At 52.9% G+C, this 18,151-nt stretch carries 12 protein-coding genes; 7 read left to right on the top strand and 5 right to left on the bottom strand.

Annotation, left to right across the window (positions count from 1 at the left end):
- Positions 1 to 67 precede the first annotated feature (67 nt).
- Together J2I46_RS29380 and J2I46_RS29385 are read right to left on the bottom strand one after the other, a co-directional pair.
- Positions 68 to 1,018, bottom strand: coding sequence for a DUF4249 domain-containing protein (locus J2I46_RS29380; protein WP_207332681.1), 951 nt, complete (start codon positions 1,016 to 1,018; stop codon positions 68 to 70).
- A 23-nt stretch (positions 1,019 to 1,041) separates the two neighbouring features.
- The gene (locus tag J2I46_RS29385) at positions 1,042 to 3,468 is read right to left on the bottom strand and encodes a TonB-dependent receptor (RefSeq protein ID WP_207332778.1); all 2,427 of its coding nucleotides are present in this window, start codon (positions 3,466 to 3,468) and stop codon (positions 1,042 to 1,044) included.
- A gap of 161 nt (positions 3,469 to 3,629) precedes the next feature.
- Here J2I46_RS29385 and J2I46_RS29390 point away from each other — a divergent pair, with 161 nt between their 5' ends.
- Positions 3,630 to 3,932, top strand: a complete 303-nt coding sequence (locus tag J2I46_RS29390; protein WP_207332682.1) for a hypothetical protein — start codon at positions 3,630 to 3,632, stop codon at positions 3,930 to 3,932.
- Positions 3,933 to 3,941: 9 nt separating this feature from the next.
- Here the strand turns inward: J2I46_RS29390 and J2I46_RS29395 are convergent, their stop codons facing one another.
- Together J2I46_RS29395 and J2I46_RS29400 are read right to left on the bottom strand one after the other, a co-directional pair.
- Positions 3,942 to 5,363 (bottom strand): Gfo/Idh/MocA family protein, encoded by a 1,422-nt coding sequence (locus J2I46_RS29395; protein ID WP_207332683.1) that lies wholly within the window; start codon positions 5,361 to 5,363, stop codon positions 3,942 to 3,944.
- A 122-nt stretch (positions 5,364 to 5,485) separates the two neighbouring features.
- Positions 5,486 to 5,782: an SCP2 sterol-binding domain-containing protein gene (locus tag J2I46_RS29400; RefSeq protein WP_207332684.1), complete on the bottom strand. Its 297-nt coding sequence runs from the start codon at positions 5,780 to 5,782 to the stop codon at positions 5,486 to 5,488.
- A 187-nt stretch (positions 5,783 to 5,969) separates the two neighbouring features.
- Here J2I46_RS29400 and J2I46_RS29405 point away from each other — a divergent pair, with 187 nt between their 5' ends.
- From J2I46_RS29405 to J2I46_RS29415, 3 genes are all read left to right on the top strand, one after another.
- A complete protein-coding gene (locus tag J2I46_RS29405) occupies positions 5,970 to 6,428 on the top strand; it encodes a hypothetical protein (RefSeq protein WP_207332685.1) in 459 nt (152 codons plus the stop codon).
- 155 nt (positions 6,429 to 6,583) lie between these two features.
- Positions 6,584 to 8,425, top strand: a complete 1,842-nt coding sequence (locus tag J2I46_RS29410; RefSeq protein WP_207332686.1) for a glycoside hydrolase family 2 protein — start codon at positions 6,584 to 6,586, stop codon at positions 8,423 to 8,425.
- A gap of 56 nt (positions 8,426 to 8,481) precedes the next feature.
- Complete coding sequence (locus J2I46_RS29415; RefSeq protein WP_207332687.1) at positions 8,482 to 10,890, top strand: family 78 glycoside hydrolase catalytic domain; 2,409 nt, start codon at positions 8,482 to 8,484, stop codon at positions 10,888 to 10,890.
- 202 nt (positions 10,891 to 11,092) lie between these two features.
- Here J2I46_RS29415 and sucC read toward each other — a convergent pair whose 3' ends face one another.
- The gene (gene sucC, locus J2I46_RS29420) at positions 11,093 to 12,310 is read right to left on the bottom strand and encodes an ADP-forming succinate--CoA ligase subunit beta (protein ID WP_207332688.1); all 1,218 of its coding nucleotides are present in this window, start codon (positions 12,308 to 12,310) and stop codon (positions 11,093 to 11,095) included.
- A gap of 81 nt (positions 12,311 to 12,391) precedes the next feature.
- Here sucC and J2I46_RS29425 point away from each other — a divergent pair, with 81 nt between their 5' ends.
- Genes J2I46_RS29425 through J2I46_RS29435 form a run of 3 tightly spaced genes read left to right on the top strand, consistent with a single transcriptional unit; the run spans position 12,392 to position 18,112 of the window.
- A complete protein-coding gene (locus tag J2I46_RS29425; protein ID WP_207332689.1) occupies positions 12,392 to 13,813 on the top strand; it encodes a 3' terminal RNA ribose 2'-O-methyltransferase Hen1 in 1,422 nt (473 codons plus the stop codon).
- Complete coding sequence (locus J2I46_RS29430; RefSeq protein WP_207332690.1) at positions 13,810 to 16,419, top strand: polynucleotide kinase-phosphatase; 2,610 nt, start codon at positions 13,810 to 13,812, stop codon at positions 16,417 to 16,419. The genes J2I46_RS29425 and J2I46_RS29430 overlap by 4 nt, the downstream gene beginning before the upstream one ends.
- Positions 16,420 to 16,468: 49 nt before the next feature.
- On the top strand, positions 16,469 to 18,112 hold the full coding sequence (locus tag J2I46_RS29435) for a S8 family serine peptidase (RefSeq protein WP_207332691.1): 1,644 nt from the start codon (positions 16,469 to 16,471) through the stop codon (positions 18,110 to 18,112).
- The last annotated feature ends 39 nt before the right edge of the window (positions 18,113 to 18,151 follow it).

Genomic DNA, 18,151 nt, shown 5'->3' on the forward strand with positions numbered 1-18,151 from the left:
TTGTAAATGGAATCAAAAACATACAAAAGTATACATAAGCATACTGGCACGTCCCTGGTGGAGGCAACTAACGTAACGGAAACACTTTCTCAGTACGGTTGTAAGCAGCAAAACAACCTAAGCCACCCTTTATGTTGGTAGGAATCAGTACAGGCTCGGCGAAGGGGTTACTCCGATTCTCACGCTGACGAATAATGGCATCTGTGTAGCGGTAGTAGAGTTCTTCAGCACTCAACAGTCGCAGAATTACCTGAGGGTTTGGCAGTACTCTGCCCATCGTTAATTTCTTCAATGCTTCTACCGCATTGGGTGTCGTTGCATTCACCTCAACTAATCCAACTTCAGCAGCCAGAGATGTTAGCAGCGTGCCATCCTGCCGGTCATCGGTTAAGAGGTTACCCGTTCTATTCTCACGGGCAAACGATAACGACCGCAGACTGTTACTCTGCTGATTCACCTGTCCGTAGGGATCATTATTATATCCCCATCTGAAGTAAGCGGCGTATTCATAGAAATTAGGCTCGTTAGGCGGGTCCTGCCAATCAAACCGGACTGAATAAATTTTCTGTAGCCGATTGCCCAGGGTAACGATAGTCGAATCAAGAATACCCTGATTAACAGGCACTGGCTTAGGAACAATAGCACTTGCTGTTACCTGTTTACCATCGGGCGTACTCACTGTCAGCGTGTACGTTTTCCCAGTGACAATGGGCAGAAGATTGGCTTTTGCCTGATACCATTGCTTATCAGATAGATACCGAAGTACAACTACCCGGTTACCGTCTGTTAAGGACACGATCGCATTATCTACCGTGTAGGGAAGGGCGTCGGTCTGCTCACCCAATACCGGTTTCGACCGTGATACTTTTACCGAGAGCAATGTGTCCTGGGGTGAGATGTAACTGTTGACGACCAGCTTTTCGCCCTCAGTCGACAGTAACGATGGACTCACCTCATTGCGTAAACTTCCGCAAGCGGCCAGCAAAAGAAGAATCAGGAGATGAAGTATTAGTTTCATGCTGGCTTGCATGTGCACCAAGGTTAGAACTTGTAGGAATAACTAAATGCCGGTACAATCGGGAATACCGAATACTTGTATAAAACGGTAATGTCGGGCTGCCCAACGGCCTGACGCTTGCTTTCGATATTGTAGAAGAACGGGTTCCGACGGTTGTACGCGTTATAAGCGCTAAACTCCCAGGTGCTTTCATGCGTCTTGCGTTTACGATGAAACTGAACGCCCAGATCAAGCCGGTGATAAGGTTCGGCACGAAACGCATTCTTATCCTGCCCGTAATCGCGCACTCCCGTTCCACCATTGAACACAATGGGGCTAACACCGGTAACAGCGCCACTGGCATCTTTCACGTAATCGATGCCGTTATTCAGACCAAACGAACGATAGCGGGCATTAGGCACTGTCAGCGCCTGACCTGTTCCGTAAACCCAGGTTGCAGACAGCGTAATACGTGGGCTAAGGTCATACATCCCCACCACCGAGATGTCGTGGCGACGGTCGTACCGGGGAAAGAACGGTCGGCCACCGTTCAGTTCATTAAACTGCCATTGTGTCCAGGAAAGTGTGTAGCCAACCCAACCGCTGAACCGGCCCTCTTTTTTATGTAACAGAACCTCGGCGCCATAGCTCCAGCCCCGGCCCGCCGTAACGTTATCTTCCCAACGTACCCGGTTAGCCGATGTTGGATCATCGACCAGCAGGAAACTCGCCCCTTCCTTGTAATTGATGATGTTATCCATCCGTTTGTAGTAGCCCTCCACGGTCAAAGCAAGCCCTTTTTCAGGAAAGTCTTTGGCCAGCCCTACGGCCCATTGCTGCGACTGTTGAGGACGTACCCGGTCGGTGGTAGGTACCCACAGATCGGTGGGCAAACCGATGCCCGTGTTGCTCAGCAGATGAACATACTGGTTCATAAGCGCATACGATGCCTTAACGGAGAGATCAGGTTTAATGATGTAAGCTACCGATAGCCGTGGCTCGGGCCGAACGTAGCCAATCCCGGTACCTGTAAATGAGCTGATGCGCAACCCGCCATTCAACCGCCAGTGATCGGTAGGCCGCCAGGTATCTTCGGCGTAAATCCCCGATTCCAACACATCGATCTGATCAACTTCCCGACGGAGCCCGGCCAGGCTGTTGTTCTGCAGCACAATGGCTGAGGGCGTAAACCGGTGGGCGGTTACCTGCCCCCCAAAGCGCAACGCGTGATTGGGTACAGGATAAAAATCAAGATCGTGCTTTAGCGAAAAATCCCGGATACCGGATGTGTAATCGAGAACGAACCGGTTCTGGGAATCAATGAGTTGGTTGGCACTAATGATAAATTGGTAATCGCTGAAAATCAGCGAAGTGTTGGCAAATAGTTTCTGATTGAACTGGTGATTCCAGCGCAACGTACCTGTAGCATTGCCCCAGCCCATGCCAATACCGGTGTTGTCGGTATTATCATTGGCATAGAATTTATCGCGCCCGAAATACCCACTCAGATAAATCCGGTCGCGGGGGCCAAGATCATAATTCGCCTTGGCGTTGAGGTCGTAGAAATAATAACCGGCCGAGGTTTCGCCGTTGGTCTGCGCTCTCACGATTGGTGCAGAGATCACGTCCAGGTACGTTCGCCGCCCCGAAATCACGAATGAACCGGCAGGCTGACCCGTCTTTTTATTTTTGATCAACGGGCCTTCCAGCATGATCCGGCTGGCAATCAGACCGATGCCAATTTCCCCGTGAAGCTTGTCGCGGGCGCCATCTTTCATGGTCAGGTCAAGCACCGATGAGAGGCGACCACCAAAGCGGGCCGGGAAACCACCTTTCGTCAACTCGACACTTTTGAGGGCATCGCCGTTGAAGACCGAAAAGAAACCAAACAAATGACTGGCATTGTAGACCACCGCATCGTCGAGCACGATCAGGTTCTGGTCGGGGCCGCCACCGCGCACGTACAGCCCGCTTTGCCCTTCCGAACCTTTCTGCACACCAGGCATCAATTGCAGCACTTTCAGCACATCTTTCTCCCCCAGCAGGGCCGGTATCTTCCTGATCTGCGAGATTGGCAGGTCAATCTGACTCATCTGTGGGTTGTCACTGACACGGCGTTGCTCACGCTTTTCACTTACCACAACTTCGTTAAGTAGTTCACCCGCCGCCAAATCAACCCCCAATACCTGATTCTGATGAAGCGCCAGCGTACGCGTCTGCGACTGGTAGCCGATCAGTGAAAATGTCAGGGAGATCGAATCGGCTTCAGGCAACGTGATCGAGTAAAACCCAAACGTATTGGTTTGTGTACCCACCGGGCGACCATTTAGCCGGATGGTGGCTCCCAGTAACGCCTCACGACTACCCACCTCATGTACGTATCCGCTGACGGTATACCGGACGGGCACTTGAGCAGTAGCAAGGCAAAAAGAGACGAAGTAGAGAATACAGGTTACGAATAAAGCGCGCATCATGTTGGCTTAATCCTACAAACCTACTCAAAATGTCGTGCATCCCCATAGAGGATACCTACCGCTTGGTCAGCCGATCATCCGTTGCCTCAACAACGTACCCAGCCCTACAAAGGTCATTACCACTTTTGACTGCATAATCGCACTAAACAGAACTCTGTATGAAAATCCGCACACTTTCATTTTCGGTTGTCACAGCTATTGCCCTTCTGGTAGGCTGTAAAAAAAGCAGTGACACCCTAACACCCGGTGGCTGCGACAACGCTTCAGCTCTCGGCGATAAATTCACCGCTGCCGCCAGCGCCTTCTCGTCAGATCCAACGAATAAAACGAAGTGTAATGCTTACGTAGACGCGTACAAGGCCTATGCCGACGCTGTCATTGCCTGTACTTCATTATACACCGCGCAACAGCGAAGTGACATTCAGGCTAGCTACACAAAAGCCAAAGACGACTGCAAATAAGCCACGCTTTCACAGCGAATAGCCATTGGCGTACTCTCGTTTAACGAACTGATTGGCGTAATCGAAGTTGGTGATTTTCATGGCGTCACCGTCCCACAGCAATTTCTTGCGACCGGGAAACTGGCCATTCTCGCGGGCCAGATAGCTGCGGGTGGCCAGATTCCCCATCAGCACCATTTCAGTTAACGGCCCGGCCTGATCGAAGGATGAAGACGTGTAGGCCCCAAAACCCTGTTTACAGGCTTTGACCCACTGTTGCTGGTGTCCTTCTGTCTTTCCTTCAACCAGCGGGCGTATGGGTTCTGGTTGTTTGTGATGTTTGAATTTTTCGGCGGGTAACAATCTATAGCCATCCCCGAAAAGACCGGCCGCGAGCATGCCTTTTGTACCGATGAACAGCATGCCGCCGTCCTCATTGAAAAAGATCTGATCGTAGGAAACGTCTTCGGGAAGTGGTGGCCGAATACCGCCATCAAACCACGACAGTTTGATTTCCTTCACCTTCTTATCCCCAGACGGGAAGGTCATGTGGATGCTTGACGAAGGGGGGCAAACGTCATCGAAATACGCTTCACGGAAGAAATCGGCGTAGACAGAGCCAACGCTGCACTCAACCGAGGTTGGGTAGTTGAGGTTCAGCGCCCGGAATGGAACGTCCATGAAGTGACAACCCATATCACCGAGCGCGCCGGTTCCGAAATCCCAGTAACCGCGCCACCGGAACGGCATGTAAGCCGGGTGATAATCGCGGTAGGGCGCTGTGCCAAGCCACTTGTTCCAGTCAACTTCGGGGGGTATCGGCTGCGATTCTTTCTTGTCTTTCGGCGACTGAACGCCCTGCGGCCAAACCGGACGGTTGGTCCAGCAGTAGACGGTGTGAACATGCCCGATTGCCCCTTCCTTAATCAGGGCCTCAACGTACCGGGTTGAGTCACCGCTGCTCCCCTGATTACCCATTTGGGTGACGACTTTGTTGCGGCGGGCTGCTTCGGTGAGCATGCGGGCTTCGTAGATATCGTGGGTCAGGGGTTTCTCAACGTACACGTGCTTGCCAAGGTTCATAGCCGCCATAGCAATTGGCGCGTGCATATGGTCGGGCGTGGAAATGATCACCGCATCGATGGATGCGCCCACCTTGGCCAGCATTTCCCGATAATCATGAAAATAAGGCGCTTTGGGAAACTGGGCCCGGTATTTGACGGCCTGCCGGTCGTCTACGTCGCACAGCGCCACAATATTATCGGTGCCGCCGTTGAAAGCTAATCGGATGTTTACATCTGCCTTTCCGCCACATCCCACTGCGGCAATGTTGAGCTTATCAGAGGGCGCAATAAACCCCCGCCCCAACACATGCCGGGGAACAATAGTAAACGCCGCACTGCCAAGGGCTGCCAGCGTACCGGTTTTGATAAAGCGTCTGCGAGAAGTCACGATAGTTAACTGAGTGAATTAGCGGATGAGTGAATCAGCGAATGTCTGGAAGAGACAAGTTTTATTAAAAGCCGTTCCAAGCTATTCACTAATTTATTCATTCGCTAATTCACTCATTAAACCTAGCCCATCACCTGGCCCATCTTCATGGCCACGCCCATGTCGCCTTTCACCTTCAGTTTACCCGTCATGAACGCCATCATTGGGTTCAGATCGCCAGAGGCCATGCGCTCTAAATCAGCTACTTTAACGTGCAACTCCGTATCGGCAGGCTGATCGTCATTTGACACAACGGCGGGCGATTGTTTAGCGTCAATAAAGACAACACCCAGATCGGTAACGAGTTTAGCGCTGGCATCGAGGCTGTCAGCGTGCGTTACGCGGGTGCGGATATTGTCTGTGAGTTCCTGAAGTGTCATGATTCTGGTTGAAATATGGTTTTTTTGTACTCGTTTACGGGGTAAAACTATTCCTGTAACCAGAAGTTCACAACTAAAAGTAGTTTCAGGTTTCTGGTTTCTGGTTTCAAGTAGCTTCGCTAAGACAGGATTGCCATATGAGCGAAGCCACTTGAAACCAGAAACCTGAAACCTGAAACTCCCCCTTATGCGCTCTCAGTTTCTTACTATTCTTTGCATTTTCTCGTTCCTCAGCTGTACCTGGGGCGTAATCGAAAGTAGCGTTGCCCTCTACAATCCCGAAGCGGTAGCCGAAACGCCCTTTACCGGTCATAAGCCCAGCAACGAAACCCCCGACCGCCGCGATCCGCGCACGTTCTATGAAGACAGCGGCGCCAACAGCGATAACCCAATGCCGGAAGACCCGCGCGTAGTTCGTCAATTGAGCCTTGCCCAACTGGTTTATTCGCTGGTTGCGTTGGCTGGCGTGGTGCTGATGTTCTTTCTCCGGCGAATTGGCTTTTACATCTATGTCATCGGGGTTATACTCGGTTTCGCTCTGCCTCTCTATTTTGTTGGCCTGGCCGGTCTGGGTACGTCGTTCACAGTGTTTTTTAGCGTCCTGTTCGCAGTCATGTATGGCTTTTGCCTGCGGGAAATGAAGTGATGGCGAAATGCTGGATGCCAGATGCTGGCTATCGACTGTTGGATCTATGCCTGGGTCTTATCGTCAAAAAGCCAGCATCCGACGTCCCCACAATCAGTTTCGTTAAACCCGTCGCTCCTGTATGAGTTGGATACGTATCACCTACGGACCCTCGAATGCAACCGACTTACCGCAACTTTAACGCCACAGAGAGCCTGCCGACATCGGCCGTTTCTCCTGACCCTATTAACCCACTTCCCCGCGCTGTTCTTCGTTCAAATACGTACCTGCTGCTCGATGGCGACTGGAAATTCACCCACGACATTGCCGACGAAGGGTTAGCCCAAAACTGGCAATCAGGTCACGATTTTGCCTACACCGCTCATTGGCCGGGCTCCGTAGAAGACCATATTGCCCAGGCTCACCAGTTGAATGACGGGCCTGGCTGGCAGGATAAAGTAGTAGTCTGGTATGAACGCGAGTTTGAGTTACCGGAACGCGAACCAGCCAGCGATGCCCACCCGCAGCCTATGTTCCAGCTTACGTTTGGGGCGTGCGGCTATGAAACGCAGGTCTGGCTGAATGGCAAACAGTTGCAGACCATTGAGGGCGAGTCGATTCACTACGGCGAATACACATCGTTTTCGTATGAGTTGGGCGAAAAACTCCTTCAACCCACCAACCGCCTCACCGTACGTATTGCCGATACGATGGACGCCGATATTCCGCGAGGCAAGCAGGAATCGCTGGTGTATAAACGTGGCGGTATCTGGTATCAGACCTACACCGGGCCTGTCAGAAGCGTCTGGATCGAGCCCGTCGAGCGTAACCGCCTCCGGTCGCGGGTAGGCGTGGTGAGTGTTATCGAAGACAATCTGGTCCGCTTCAACCTGACAACGCGTATTCATGATCCCGGACAGTACGTTATTCACCTCCAGATCGACGATCAGTCGAACCCCGAAGCGGGTACACTGGCAACGGGCGAGTTTCCGCTATTCCTCGATTTCGGACAAAAGAATCAGCGGGTAGTCGTTGAACTGCCAAACGCCAAACTGTGGTCGCCGGATGACCCACATCTGTACCGGCTGACCGCTCAACTCATTGATGAAAAGGGCAATAAGGCGCAGATTGAAGCGCATTTCGGGCTGCGTAAAGTTGAGGCGCGGGGTTGCTGCGTGTACCTCAATGGTCAAGCAACGTACCTGGACGGTATCCTCTACCAACCCGGCCGGGCAACGTATGAGGAGATGCAGCGGCATTTCTACGCCATGCAAAAGCTAGGCTGCAATCTGGTCCGCGTACACATTGCCGGGATAGACCCGCGTATCTACAACCTGGCCGACGAACTGGGTTTACTTTTATGGGTTGAAGTACCAAGTCCGCACCAGTCGAATAACCGCAGCCGGGAAAATCACCGCGCCGAACTCGACCGGATGCTCGCCCTGATTGAAACACATCCCTCGGTGATTATCTGGAGCTTATACAACGAAGACTGGGGTGCCGAAGACATTGCCAATAATGCCGAAACCCGGCAGTACATCACTGATACCTACCATTATATGCAGATTTACCATCCGCAGTTTTTGGTGGTGGATAACGACGGCTGGCACCACATTTCGCAGGAAGGCCGCCTGAAATCAGACATGCTGACGGCTCATTTGTACACCCCCGACCTCAACCATTGGCGCCACGTGCTCGATCGGCTTGTGGCGGGCGACCTAAATGGTGTTGCCGCTTTTCCACTTGTGGTTGGCGATCCGTTTTTCTACCGGAAGCAAGTGCCGCTCATTGTCAGCGAGTGGGGTGGATTCGGCTTTGCCAATTACGGAGGCCCTCAGGATGCAGAAGACCGTACTGAGCGCATTCGTCAGTTTAAACAAGAGCTTCGCGCCCGCCCGATTGGCGGCGATGTGTACACGCAGGCTACCAACATCGAAGAGGAACGCAACGGCCTGATCGATCCACAAACTGGTGAACTTAGCGTACCGGAAGGCTTATTACGTTCAGTGTCGAAGTAATACAGGCGGTGCGTAGGGATTAGATTTGCAACCATTCGGTGCATTATCTTTGACCTATGCGCCACCTACTCATACCCATATTCGTTACTTTCTGCATCTCGCTTAAGGCCCAGACCGTTTATCAGCCACCTCAGGCCGAGCCGCTGTCAAAATGGCAAACCACGACCTGGGACGCCAAATGGCTGGTTCATCCTACCGCGCCGGCCCGGCAATACGGCGTTTATCACTTCCGGAAAAGCATCAGTCTGCAGCAGAAGCCAGGTACGTTCATCGTACACGTATCGGCCGATAACCGGTATCGGCTGTTCGTCAATGGTAGGTCGGTGGCGATGGGTCCGGCGCGTAGCGATCCGCAACACTGGAATTACGAAACCATTGATCTGGCCCCTTTTCTGAGCGCGGGAAATAATGTGCTGGCAGCGCAGGTCTGGTACATGGGTGAGTCGGCGCCTGTTTCGCAGATGAGTTATCAGTTGGGTTTTGTGATGCAGGGCGATGGTGAGGCCGAGAAGATTGTGAACACCAACGGTACCTGGAAGGTGTTCCAGAACCCGGCCTATGTACCGGTGAAGAATGACATCGCCAAACTACGTACCTACATTGTAGTGGGCGATGGCGACCGGGTCGATGCCAGCCTTTTTCCCTGGGGTTGGGAGCAGCCCGACTTCAACGATACTGCCTGGCCCGCCGCTAAACCAGCTTGGTTCTCAGCAAAACCACGCGGATTGGGCTCTGATGGAAACTGGGGATTGGAACCCCGAACGATTCCGCAGATGACCAGTAAACCGGTACAGCTAGCCGCCATTCGGCGCGCTGAAGGGGTAACGGTACCACCCGATTTCCTAGCTGGAAAAACCACCTTTGTTGTGCCGGCCAAAACCAAAGCCACGATTCTTTTCGATCAGGCTACCCTGACCAACGCGTATCCTGAGCTGACCGTTTCGGCTGGTAAAGGAGCTTCCATGACGCTCACCTACGCCGAAAGTTTAGTCGATGCAAAAGACCAGAAAGGTAATCGGAATGAGATCGACGGGAAGCAGATCAGAGGGTTCGAAGACCAGTTTATTGCCGATGGTGGTCAGCAACGCACTTTTAGGCCGCTCTGGTTTCGCACATATCGGTATCTACAGCTGGCGATTCAGACTGCCGATGAACCATTGACGGTCAACCGGTTGCAGGGCGACTACTCCGCGTATCCGTTCGAGCAGAAGGCGCGTTTTTCGTCGCCCGACAGTAGCCTGGCCCGCGTGTGGAACGTAGGTTGGCGTACGGCTCAACTCTGCGCAGGTGAAACCTATTTCGACTGTCCATACTACGAACAGTTGCAGTACGTTGGCGACACCCGCATTCAGTCGTTGATCTCGCTCTACGTGACTGGCGACGACCGATTGATGCGGAAAGCAATTCTTGAATACGACAACAGCCGCTTGCCGGAGGGTCTGACCCAAAGCCGCTACCCTTCGGCCGACCAGCAGGTTATTCCAACGTTCTCGCTGTTCTGGGTCACGATGGTGCACGATTACTGGATGCACCGCCGCGACGATGCCTTTGTCAGTGCCCGCCTCGACGGCATTGAACGCGTACTGAACTGGCACGAAACCCGCCTCGACCGGCAAACGGGTCTGAACGGCGCACTCAGCTGGTGGAACTTCGTCGACTGGGCATGGCCCTGGAATGCGGCCGATAATATTGGTGGCGTTCCTGCCGGATCGCACGGTGGCGGATCAAGTATCCTGACATTACAACAAGCCTATACGTACCTGCGGGCCGCCGATTTGTTTGCTCACTACGGCCAGAACCAGAAAGCCGAACACTACCGTGAATTGGCCCGGCGCATCAACAAATCAGTGATGGAACGGTGCTGGGTACCCGCCCGTGGTCTGGTGGCCGACACGCCCGACAAAAAGCAGTTCAGCCAGCATGCCAATATCCTGGCCATACTGACCAATGCAGTACCGGCAGCCCAGCAGCGGGCTGTTCTGACAACGATCATGCGCCCTACGCCCGCCGATAGCCTGCGCCCTGCTACATATTACTTCAAGTTTTACTTGTTTCAGGCGCTGAAAAAAACCGGAATGGGCGATGAGTTCCTGCCGCAGTTACAGCCCTGGCACACGATGATCGCCAATGGCCTAACCACTTTTGCCGAACAGCCCGAGCCAACCCGGTCTGACTGTCACGCCTGGAGTGCCGCGCCTGTCTACGAATTCCTGTCAACCGTGTGTGGAATCAACCCCGCCGAGCCGGGCTTTCGATCGGTCAACATCACGCCCTACCTGGGTACGTTGCCCCGTGTGGAAGGAAGCCTCCCCCACCCCGCCGGTACCATTTCCGTTCAGTTTGATAAAGGCCCCGGCAATACGCTGAAAGGCGAAATCACGTTACCTACCGGCGTTCCCGGCACACTCCGCTGGCAGGGACGTACCCAGCAGCTAAAACCGGGTAAGCAAGTAGTGAACTTGTGAGTGTGATTTGGTTTGTTTCTTTTGCACCAGGCTCTTCGACAAGCTCAGGGTGACAATCCTACCCAAATTGGTCATTCACCTGCTGGATGTGTATTGTCACCCTGAGCTTGCTGAGGAGCCTGGTGCAAAAGAAACAAACCAAATCATAAAAAAGGGCGCTCCTGTGAACAGGAGCGCCCTTTTTATATATAACTCAGGTACGTTACAGTGCAGCAATTACCTGACGAACTTTCTCGGCAGCTTCTTTCAACTCAACGGCTGATTGAACTTTCAGGCCCGACTCGTCGATGATGCGCGCACCTTCGGCAGCGTTGGTACCCTGCAGACGAACGATGATCGGAACCGGAATGTCGCCGATGGCTTTGTAGGCCTCAACAACACCCGTGGCCACACGGTCGCAACGAACGATACCGCCGAAGATATTGATCAGAATGGCTTTCACGTTCGGGTCTTTCAGGATGATCCGGAAACCGGCTTCTACCGTTTTGGCGTTTGCTCCACCCCCAACATCCAGGAAGTTGGCCGGCTCACCACCCGACAGTTTGATGATGTCCATCGTAGCCATGGCCAGACCAGCACCATTCACCATACAACCCACGTTACCGTCGAGTTTTACGTAGTTTAGGTCGTTGGCAGAGGCCTCTACTTCGAGCGGGTCTTCTTCCGACACGTCGCGGTAGTTGGCCAGATCAGGATGACGATACAGCGCATTGTCGTCAATGTCTACTTTCGCGTCGACGGCAAGAATTTTATTGTCCGACGTTTTCAAAACGGGGTTAATCTCGAACATCGAGGCATCCGTATCTACATAGGCTTTGTACAGAGCCGTCACAAATTTGACCATCTCCTTAAAGGCCTCGCCGGTCATACCCAATCCGAAGGCCACTTTGCGCGCCTGGAAGGGCTGCAAACCGACAGCCGGATCGATCCACTCTTTCACGATTTTCTCGGGCGAGTGCTCGGCAACTTCTTCGATGTCCATGCCCCCTTCGGTGCTGGCCATAATGACGTTGCAGCCCTTCGCCCGGTCGAGCAGGATACCGATATACATTTCTTTGGTGTCGCTTTCGCCAGGGTAGTACACGTCCTGAGCCACCAATACTTTGTTTACTTTTTTGCCTTCGGGGCCAGTCTGGATAGTCACCAGTACATTGCCAATCAGGTTCTTAGCGATTTCTCGCACGTCATCAACCGACTTGGCAAGGGCCACGCCGCGCTGCGTGCCGCCTTTTACCTGGCCTTTGCCACGCCCACCGGCATGGATTTGTGATTTCACAACGACAAACTTTGAGTTTGTCTGTGCCATGATCAGTTTAGCGGCCTCAACCGCTTTTTCGGGCGATTCGGCAACGATGCCTTCCTGAATCCGAACGCCGTAGCGTTTCAATATTTCTTTACCCTGATATTCGTGGATGTTCATACGGACAGCAACACGCGATGATTAATGCCCGCAAGTTAGTGGTAAAATGGGTTTTGTACGTCTATAAGCTATCTTGCCAATATGTTTCTTTCCATATCAACAACCGGACTTCCGAACAATCCTGCTACTGATTTGGGGTGGTTATTGCATAAACGTCCCGACAAAGTACAGTCATTTGCCGTGGCTGCCGGAAAAGCACACGTGTTTTACTCCGAAGCCAGCCCTAAGCGTTGTACGGCGGCCATGATGCTTACCATTGATCCGGTGGCGCTGGTTCGTGGCGATTCTGCTCTTCAGGATCAGTATGTGAATGACCGTCCGTACGTGGCCTCGTCGTTGGTAAGCACTGCCATTGCGAACGTATATTCATCGGCCCTGAACGGTCGTTGCAACGATCGGCCCGAACTTGTCAACGTAGCGTTACCACTTACGGCTACCATTGCCGTCGTTAAAGTGAAAGGCGACACAAACACCATCCAGCGTTTGTTTCAGCCCCTAGGCTATACGGTTGACGTGGTCAGGCATTATGTAGATGACCGGTTTCCTGACTGGGGATACGGCCCTTATTACACGTTGACGCTGACACACACTCTACCAGTAAAAAACCTGCTGACACACCTGTATGTTCTGCTGCCTATTCTCGACAACGAGAAGCATTACTTTGTCAACCAGCAGGAAATAGATGTTTTGCTCAAAAAAGGAGAGGGCTGGCTGTCAGCACATCCCGAACGGGACTTTATCACCTGGCGTTTCCTGCGCCGTAAGGCCAGCCTGACGCGCGAAGCCCTTGACCGGCTAACAGCCATTGACCCCGAAGTGGATGTCGATGATCTGGTGCAGGAGGAAGCCCCGCCAACCACTACTGCCGAGCAGGAGCCGGAAGCAACGCGCACCTTTATTTCTCTTCACGAACAGCGGCTAAAAGCGGCATTCGAGGTGCTCAAACGGAGCGGGGTTAACTCAGTGCTTGATCTGGGTTGCGGTGAAGGCAAGCTGCTGCGAATGCTACATACCGATCCGCAATTTCGGCGAATCGCGGGCATGGATGTTGCCTACCGCGACCTGCTTCGGGCTAAAGACCGGCTTCATTACGACCAGTTCAACGAATCACAGCGCGAGCGGCTCTCCATTTTCCAAGGGTCTTTACTCTACCGCGACAGTCGCCTCAACGGCTTCGATTCTGCTACGCTGATAGAAGTTATCGAGCATGTAGAACCTGAACGACTCCCCAACTTAGAGCGCGTTGTATTTGAATTCGCCCAGCCGGCATTAGTCATCGTTACTACGCCCAATAAAGAGTACAATCAGAAATACGGCATGACCGACGACCAGAGCCGCCACACAGATCACCGATTCGAGTGGAGCCGGGCTGAGTTTTCGGCCTGGTGCGCCAGCGTAAGTCAGCGGTTTGGCTATAAGGTACGTATCGTTGGTGTGGGCGAGGCCGATCCGCTAGTAGGGGCTTCATCACAAATGGCAGTTTTTGACTTCAATAAATCATGACTTTAGATATTCCGGATATGTCGCTGGTGGTGCTGATTGGCCCCACTAGTTCGGGCAAATCCACGTTTGCCCGCCAACATTTCTCACCTACAGAAATTATCTCGTCTGACCAGTGCCGTGGGTACGTATCAGACGATGATAGCGATCAGTCGGCCACTGGCGATGCTTTCGAGTTGTTACACCACTGGGCTAGCCTGCGCCTGAAACGGGGCAGAGTTACGGTTATTGATGCTACAAATGTGCAACAACATGCCCGCAAGCAGTTAATTGAGTTGGCGAGGGAACACCATGTGCTGCCTGTTGCCATTGTGTTTAATCTACCAGAGAGCGTACTAAAGGCACGTCACGAGCAACGAACTGACCGGTCGTTTGGCGATCATGTAATCGGTAGCCATCAGCGGGAGTTGCGCAGGTCGTTGAAATTTCTTGCAAAAGAGGGATTTCGAAACGTCTACGTGTTCAATTCACCCGAAGAAGTTGCCGCCGTAACGGGTCTCCAACGAACCCGTCTCTGGAATAACCGGACGGATGAACATGGTCCGTTCGATATCATTGGCGACGTACACGGTTGCCTGACTGAATTACACGAGCTACTAACGAAGCTCGGGTACGTGATGAAAAAAGATGACGCAGGCATAAACCGTGTAACGCATCCGGAAGGACGCAAGGCCTTATTTGTTGGGGACCTTATCGACCGGGGGCCTGACTCGGTAAGCGTTTTAAAACTGGTGATGCAGATGGTGGCCGATCAAACGGGCCTATGTGTGCCAGGTAACCATGACGCTAAACTGGGCAAGTACCTGGCCGGTAAAAAAGTACAGCTAACTCACGGTCTTGCCGAGACCGTGAAGCAGTTGGAAGCAGAGCCAATCGAGTTCAGGCAATCGGTAAATGCGTTCATCTATAAATTGGTGAGCCATTTCGTTCTAGATGATGGCAAGTTGGTTGTCGCTCATGCCGGCCTTAAAGAAAGCATGCAGGGACGGGGCTCCGGCACTGTCCGATCGTTTTGTCTTTACGGTGACACTACCGGGGAGATCGACGAGTTTGGCCTGCCGGTACGCCTCGACTGGGCTACCAATTATAAGGGTAAAGCAATGGTAGTTTACGGTCATACGCCATTTCCTGAGGCAGAGTGGGTAAATAATACTATTGACATTGACACCGGCTGTGTATTCGGCGGTAAGCTGACGGCTCTCCGTTACCCTGAACGGGAACTGGTATCTGTGCCCGCCCACCAGTTGTACAGCGAACCAAGCCGACCATTTCTGACAGGTACGTCGATCGTCGGAGAGTTACCGATCTCCGTTGAGCACCAGCCAGATACGTTGCCCCGCCGGGCGGCACAACACCAAGCCGATGATGTGCTCGATATGTCCGACGTGTTGGGTAAACGAGTAATCCAGCCCCGCATCGGGCCACTCGTAACCATTCGCGAAGAAAACGCCATTGCCGCGCTGGAGATCATGAGCCGCTTCGCCGTGAATCCAAAATGGCTATTGTACCTGCCTCCCACTATGTCGCCTTCTGAAACTAGTACGCTGCCAGGCTATCTTGAACACCCCGCCGAGGCATTTGCCTACTATCGAAATCAGGGCATTACAAAGGTCGTATGCGAAGAAAAACATATGGGATCGCGAGCCGTGGTGATCGTTTGCCGGGAAGCGACAGTGGCCCAGACCCGGTTTGGCCTTGCCGATTCTGCCGAGGGTGTAGTTTACACTCGCACAGGGCGGCGGTTTTTTTTGAAACTAGAAATAGAGACCGCTTTTTTGCAGAAAGTAAATCGTGCATTAACGGCGACCAACTTTTGGGCAGATCATAACACAGACTGGGTTGCACTCGACTGTGAACTGATGCCTTGGTCGGCTAAGGCAACTGATCTTATACGGCACCAATATGCAGCCGTAGGTACGTCGGGACTAAACGCGCTGACTGCTGCACAGGAGGCTCTAAAACAGGCGGCGTTGAACGACCAGGCAGTGGCATCATTACAGTCTCAAACCATAGAGCGACTAAGTAACATTCAGAAGTACCGAACAGCCTACGCCACATATTGCCACGAAGTGGATGGGCTGGAAGGGCTTGTATTGGCTCCATTTCACGTATTGGCCACAGAAGGGAATGTTTATGCCAATCGGCCACATACCTGGCACATGGAAACAATTGCCACCCTCTGCGCTGCCGATCCAGGTTTTCTACTGGCAACGCCTTATCATGTAGTAGACTTGAACAACGGTGCGAGCGTGGAAGCGGTAACCGATTGGTGGGTACGTCTAACGGCAGCCGGCGGTGAGGGCATGGTGGTAAAACCGTTCGATTTTATCGCTAAAACCGATAAGGGTAAACTAATTCAGCCAGCAATCAAGTGCCGGGGGAGCGAATACCTACGCATCATATATGGACCTGATTATGACACGCCCGACTATCTGACCGAACTTCGGCAACGCGGGCTGACAACCAAGCGCACCATGGCTTTGCGCGAATTTACTCTGGGTCTGGAAGCGATGGAACGGTTCATTGATCGGGAACCCCTGCGGCGTACTCACGAATGTGTATTTGGCGTGCTGGCTTTGGAAAGTGAACCTGTTGATCCGCGGTTATAAACTTTTCATAAACAGATCAAAAAACTCCGCAAACTCGTTAAAACAAGTAATGAAACACACATCACTCTCCGGGCCTTTAGCTCTGGCCCTGATGGCCAGCCTCGGTCTGCCTATCTGCGGGGCGGCACAATCGCTCAATCCTCCCACGAAGTTTAACCAGTGGTCGTATAAAGACCCTGCTACCGACTCGATTCCGGGTATTAGTCTCGATAAAGCGTACCAACTCCTGAAGGGCCGCAAATCGGTTCCCGTCGTGGTTGGCGTAGTGGATTCAGGCATTGACATTGCCCACGAAGATTTGCGCGATGTGGTCTGGAAAAACCCCAAAGAAACACCCGGTAACAATGCCGACGATGACAAGAACGGGTACGTTGACGACGTGAACGGCTGGAACTTCATGGGTGCCAAAGACGGCACTACCTACGAAGCCGACCTCGACGAAGTTGGCCAGATCACAAACGACTGGAAAGCTAAATTTGAAAAGGCTGATCCAGCCAAGCTCTCGGCTACTGAAAAGAAACAATACGACATTTACCTGAAGGCCAAAGCGCAATACGCCAAGTCGAACGCCCGCACCAATTCATTGCGCGTATTGGTGCGCGACGAAGCGACCTACAAACGCGGTATGGATGCGATGGCTACGCTCCTGACAGGCAAGGCATTCGAGCGCGAGAGCATCACCGCTGTTGAAACCGGCAGTGATACGGCCGCCCTGGGTGCCAAAAATCTGTTAACCGAAATATTTGCCCCCCAGGCCGGCTCATTCGATAACCTGATCACCCGCGTGAAACAGGTTTACGATCGTCTGAAGCCGCTTGTACTATCTGACATTGGTGGCGAAACACCGCCCGACAATGCCCGGAAGGCCGTCGGCGACGACCCTACCAACCCTAACGAACGCTATTACGGTAGTCCGAAACTGATCATCGGCAAGTCGGAAGAACTGGCCATGCACGGTAGCCACGTAGCGGGCATTATCGGGGCCAAACGGGGTAACGGTGTTGGCGTTGACGGTATTGCCGACAATGTTCGGCTGATGATGGTCGGTGTAGTACCGAGCGGCGGCGACGAACGTGATAAAGACGTAGCCAACGGTATCCGCTATGCGGTTGATAACGGTGCCAAAGTAATCAACATGAGTTTCGGTAAACGGTTTTCGCCTTACAAGGATGCTGTGGATGCGGCCATCAGATATGCCGAAGAAAAAGACGTATTGCTGGTACATGCGGCGGGCAACAACGGCGAAAACGTAGACTCGCTGCCAACGTACCCACGGCCCGAGTACGAAGACGGGACGATTGCGAAGAACTACATGACGGTCGGTAACTCAACCCGTCGGTTAGGCTCTGCCTTGCCCGCTTCATCATCGAACTACGGAATGCGCGTTGACCTGTTTGCCCCCGGCACTGACATTGATGCTACGACGCCCCACAACGGCTACCAGAGCTTGACGGGCACCAGCATGGCGTCTCCCTGCGTGGCGGGTGTTGCGGCTCTCCTCCGGTCCTATTTTCCGAACCTGACGGCCGTCCAGGTAAAAGATATCCTGCTGAAAAGCGTGTACAAACCCGATGTAATGGTACGTATGCCAGGCCGCGCAGGTGGCTCGATGGTCCCGTTCAGCACCCTCAGCAAATCGGGCGGTATCGTGAACGCCTATGAAGCCGTTAAACTGGCTATGGCGGTGAAGTAAACATAAGTTTCATGTTACAAGTGTCAAGGGGCGCTGCTC

Origin of the sequence: Fibrella forsythiae (assembly GCF_017353175.1) — a bacterium.
GTDB classification, from domain to species: domain Bacteria; phylum Bacteroidota; class Bacteroidia; order Cytophagales; family Spirosomataceae; genus Fibrella; species Fibrella forsythiae.

Coding starts and splice junctions, on each gene's coding strand:
- J2I46_RS29380 (WP_207332681.1), bottom strand. CDS start 1,018: ATGAAACTAATACTTCATCTCCTGATTCTTCTTTTGCTGGCCGCTTGC.
- J2I46_RS29385 (WP_207332778.1), bottom strand. CDS start 3,468: ATGCGCGCTTTATTCGTAACCTGTATTCTCTACTTCGTCTCTTTTTGC.
- J2I46_RS29390 (WP_207332682.1), top strand. CDS start 3,630: ATGAAAATCCGCACACTTTCATTTTCGGTTGTCACAGCTATTGCCCTT.
- J2I46_RS29400 (WP_207332684.1), bottom strand. CDS start 5,782: ATGACACTTCAGGAACTCACAGACAATATCCGCACCCGCGTAACGCAC.
- J2I46_RS29405 (WP_207332685.1), top strand. CDS start 5,970: ATGCGCTCTCAGTTTCTTACTATTCTTTGCATTTTCTCGTTCCTCAGC.
- J2I46_RS29410 (WP_207332686.1), top strand. CDS start 6,584: ATGCAACCGACTTACCGCAACTTTAACGCCACAGAGAGCCTGCCGACA.
- J2I46_RS29415 (WP_207332687.1), top strand. CDS start 8,482: ATGCGCCACCTACTCATACCCATATTCGTTACTTTCTGCATCTCGCTT.
- sucC (WP_207332688.1), bottom strand. CDS start 12,310: ATGAACATCCACGAATATCAGGGTAAAGAAATATTGAAACGCTACGGC.
- J2I46_RS29425 (WP_207332689.1), top strand. CDS start 12,392: ATGTTTCTTTCCATATCAACAACCGGACTTCCGAACAATCCTGCTACT.
- J2I46_RS29430 (WP_207332690.1), top strand. CDS start 13,810: ATGACTTTAGATATTCCGGATATGTCGCTGGTGGTGCTGATTGGCCCC.
- J2I46_RS29435 (WP_207332691.1), top strand. CDS start 16,469: ATGAAACACACATCACTCTCCGGGCCTTTAGCTCTGGCCCTGATGGCC.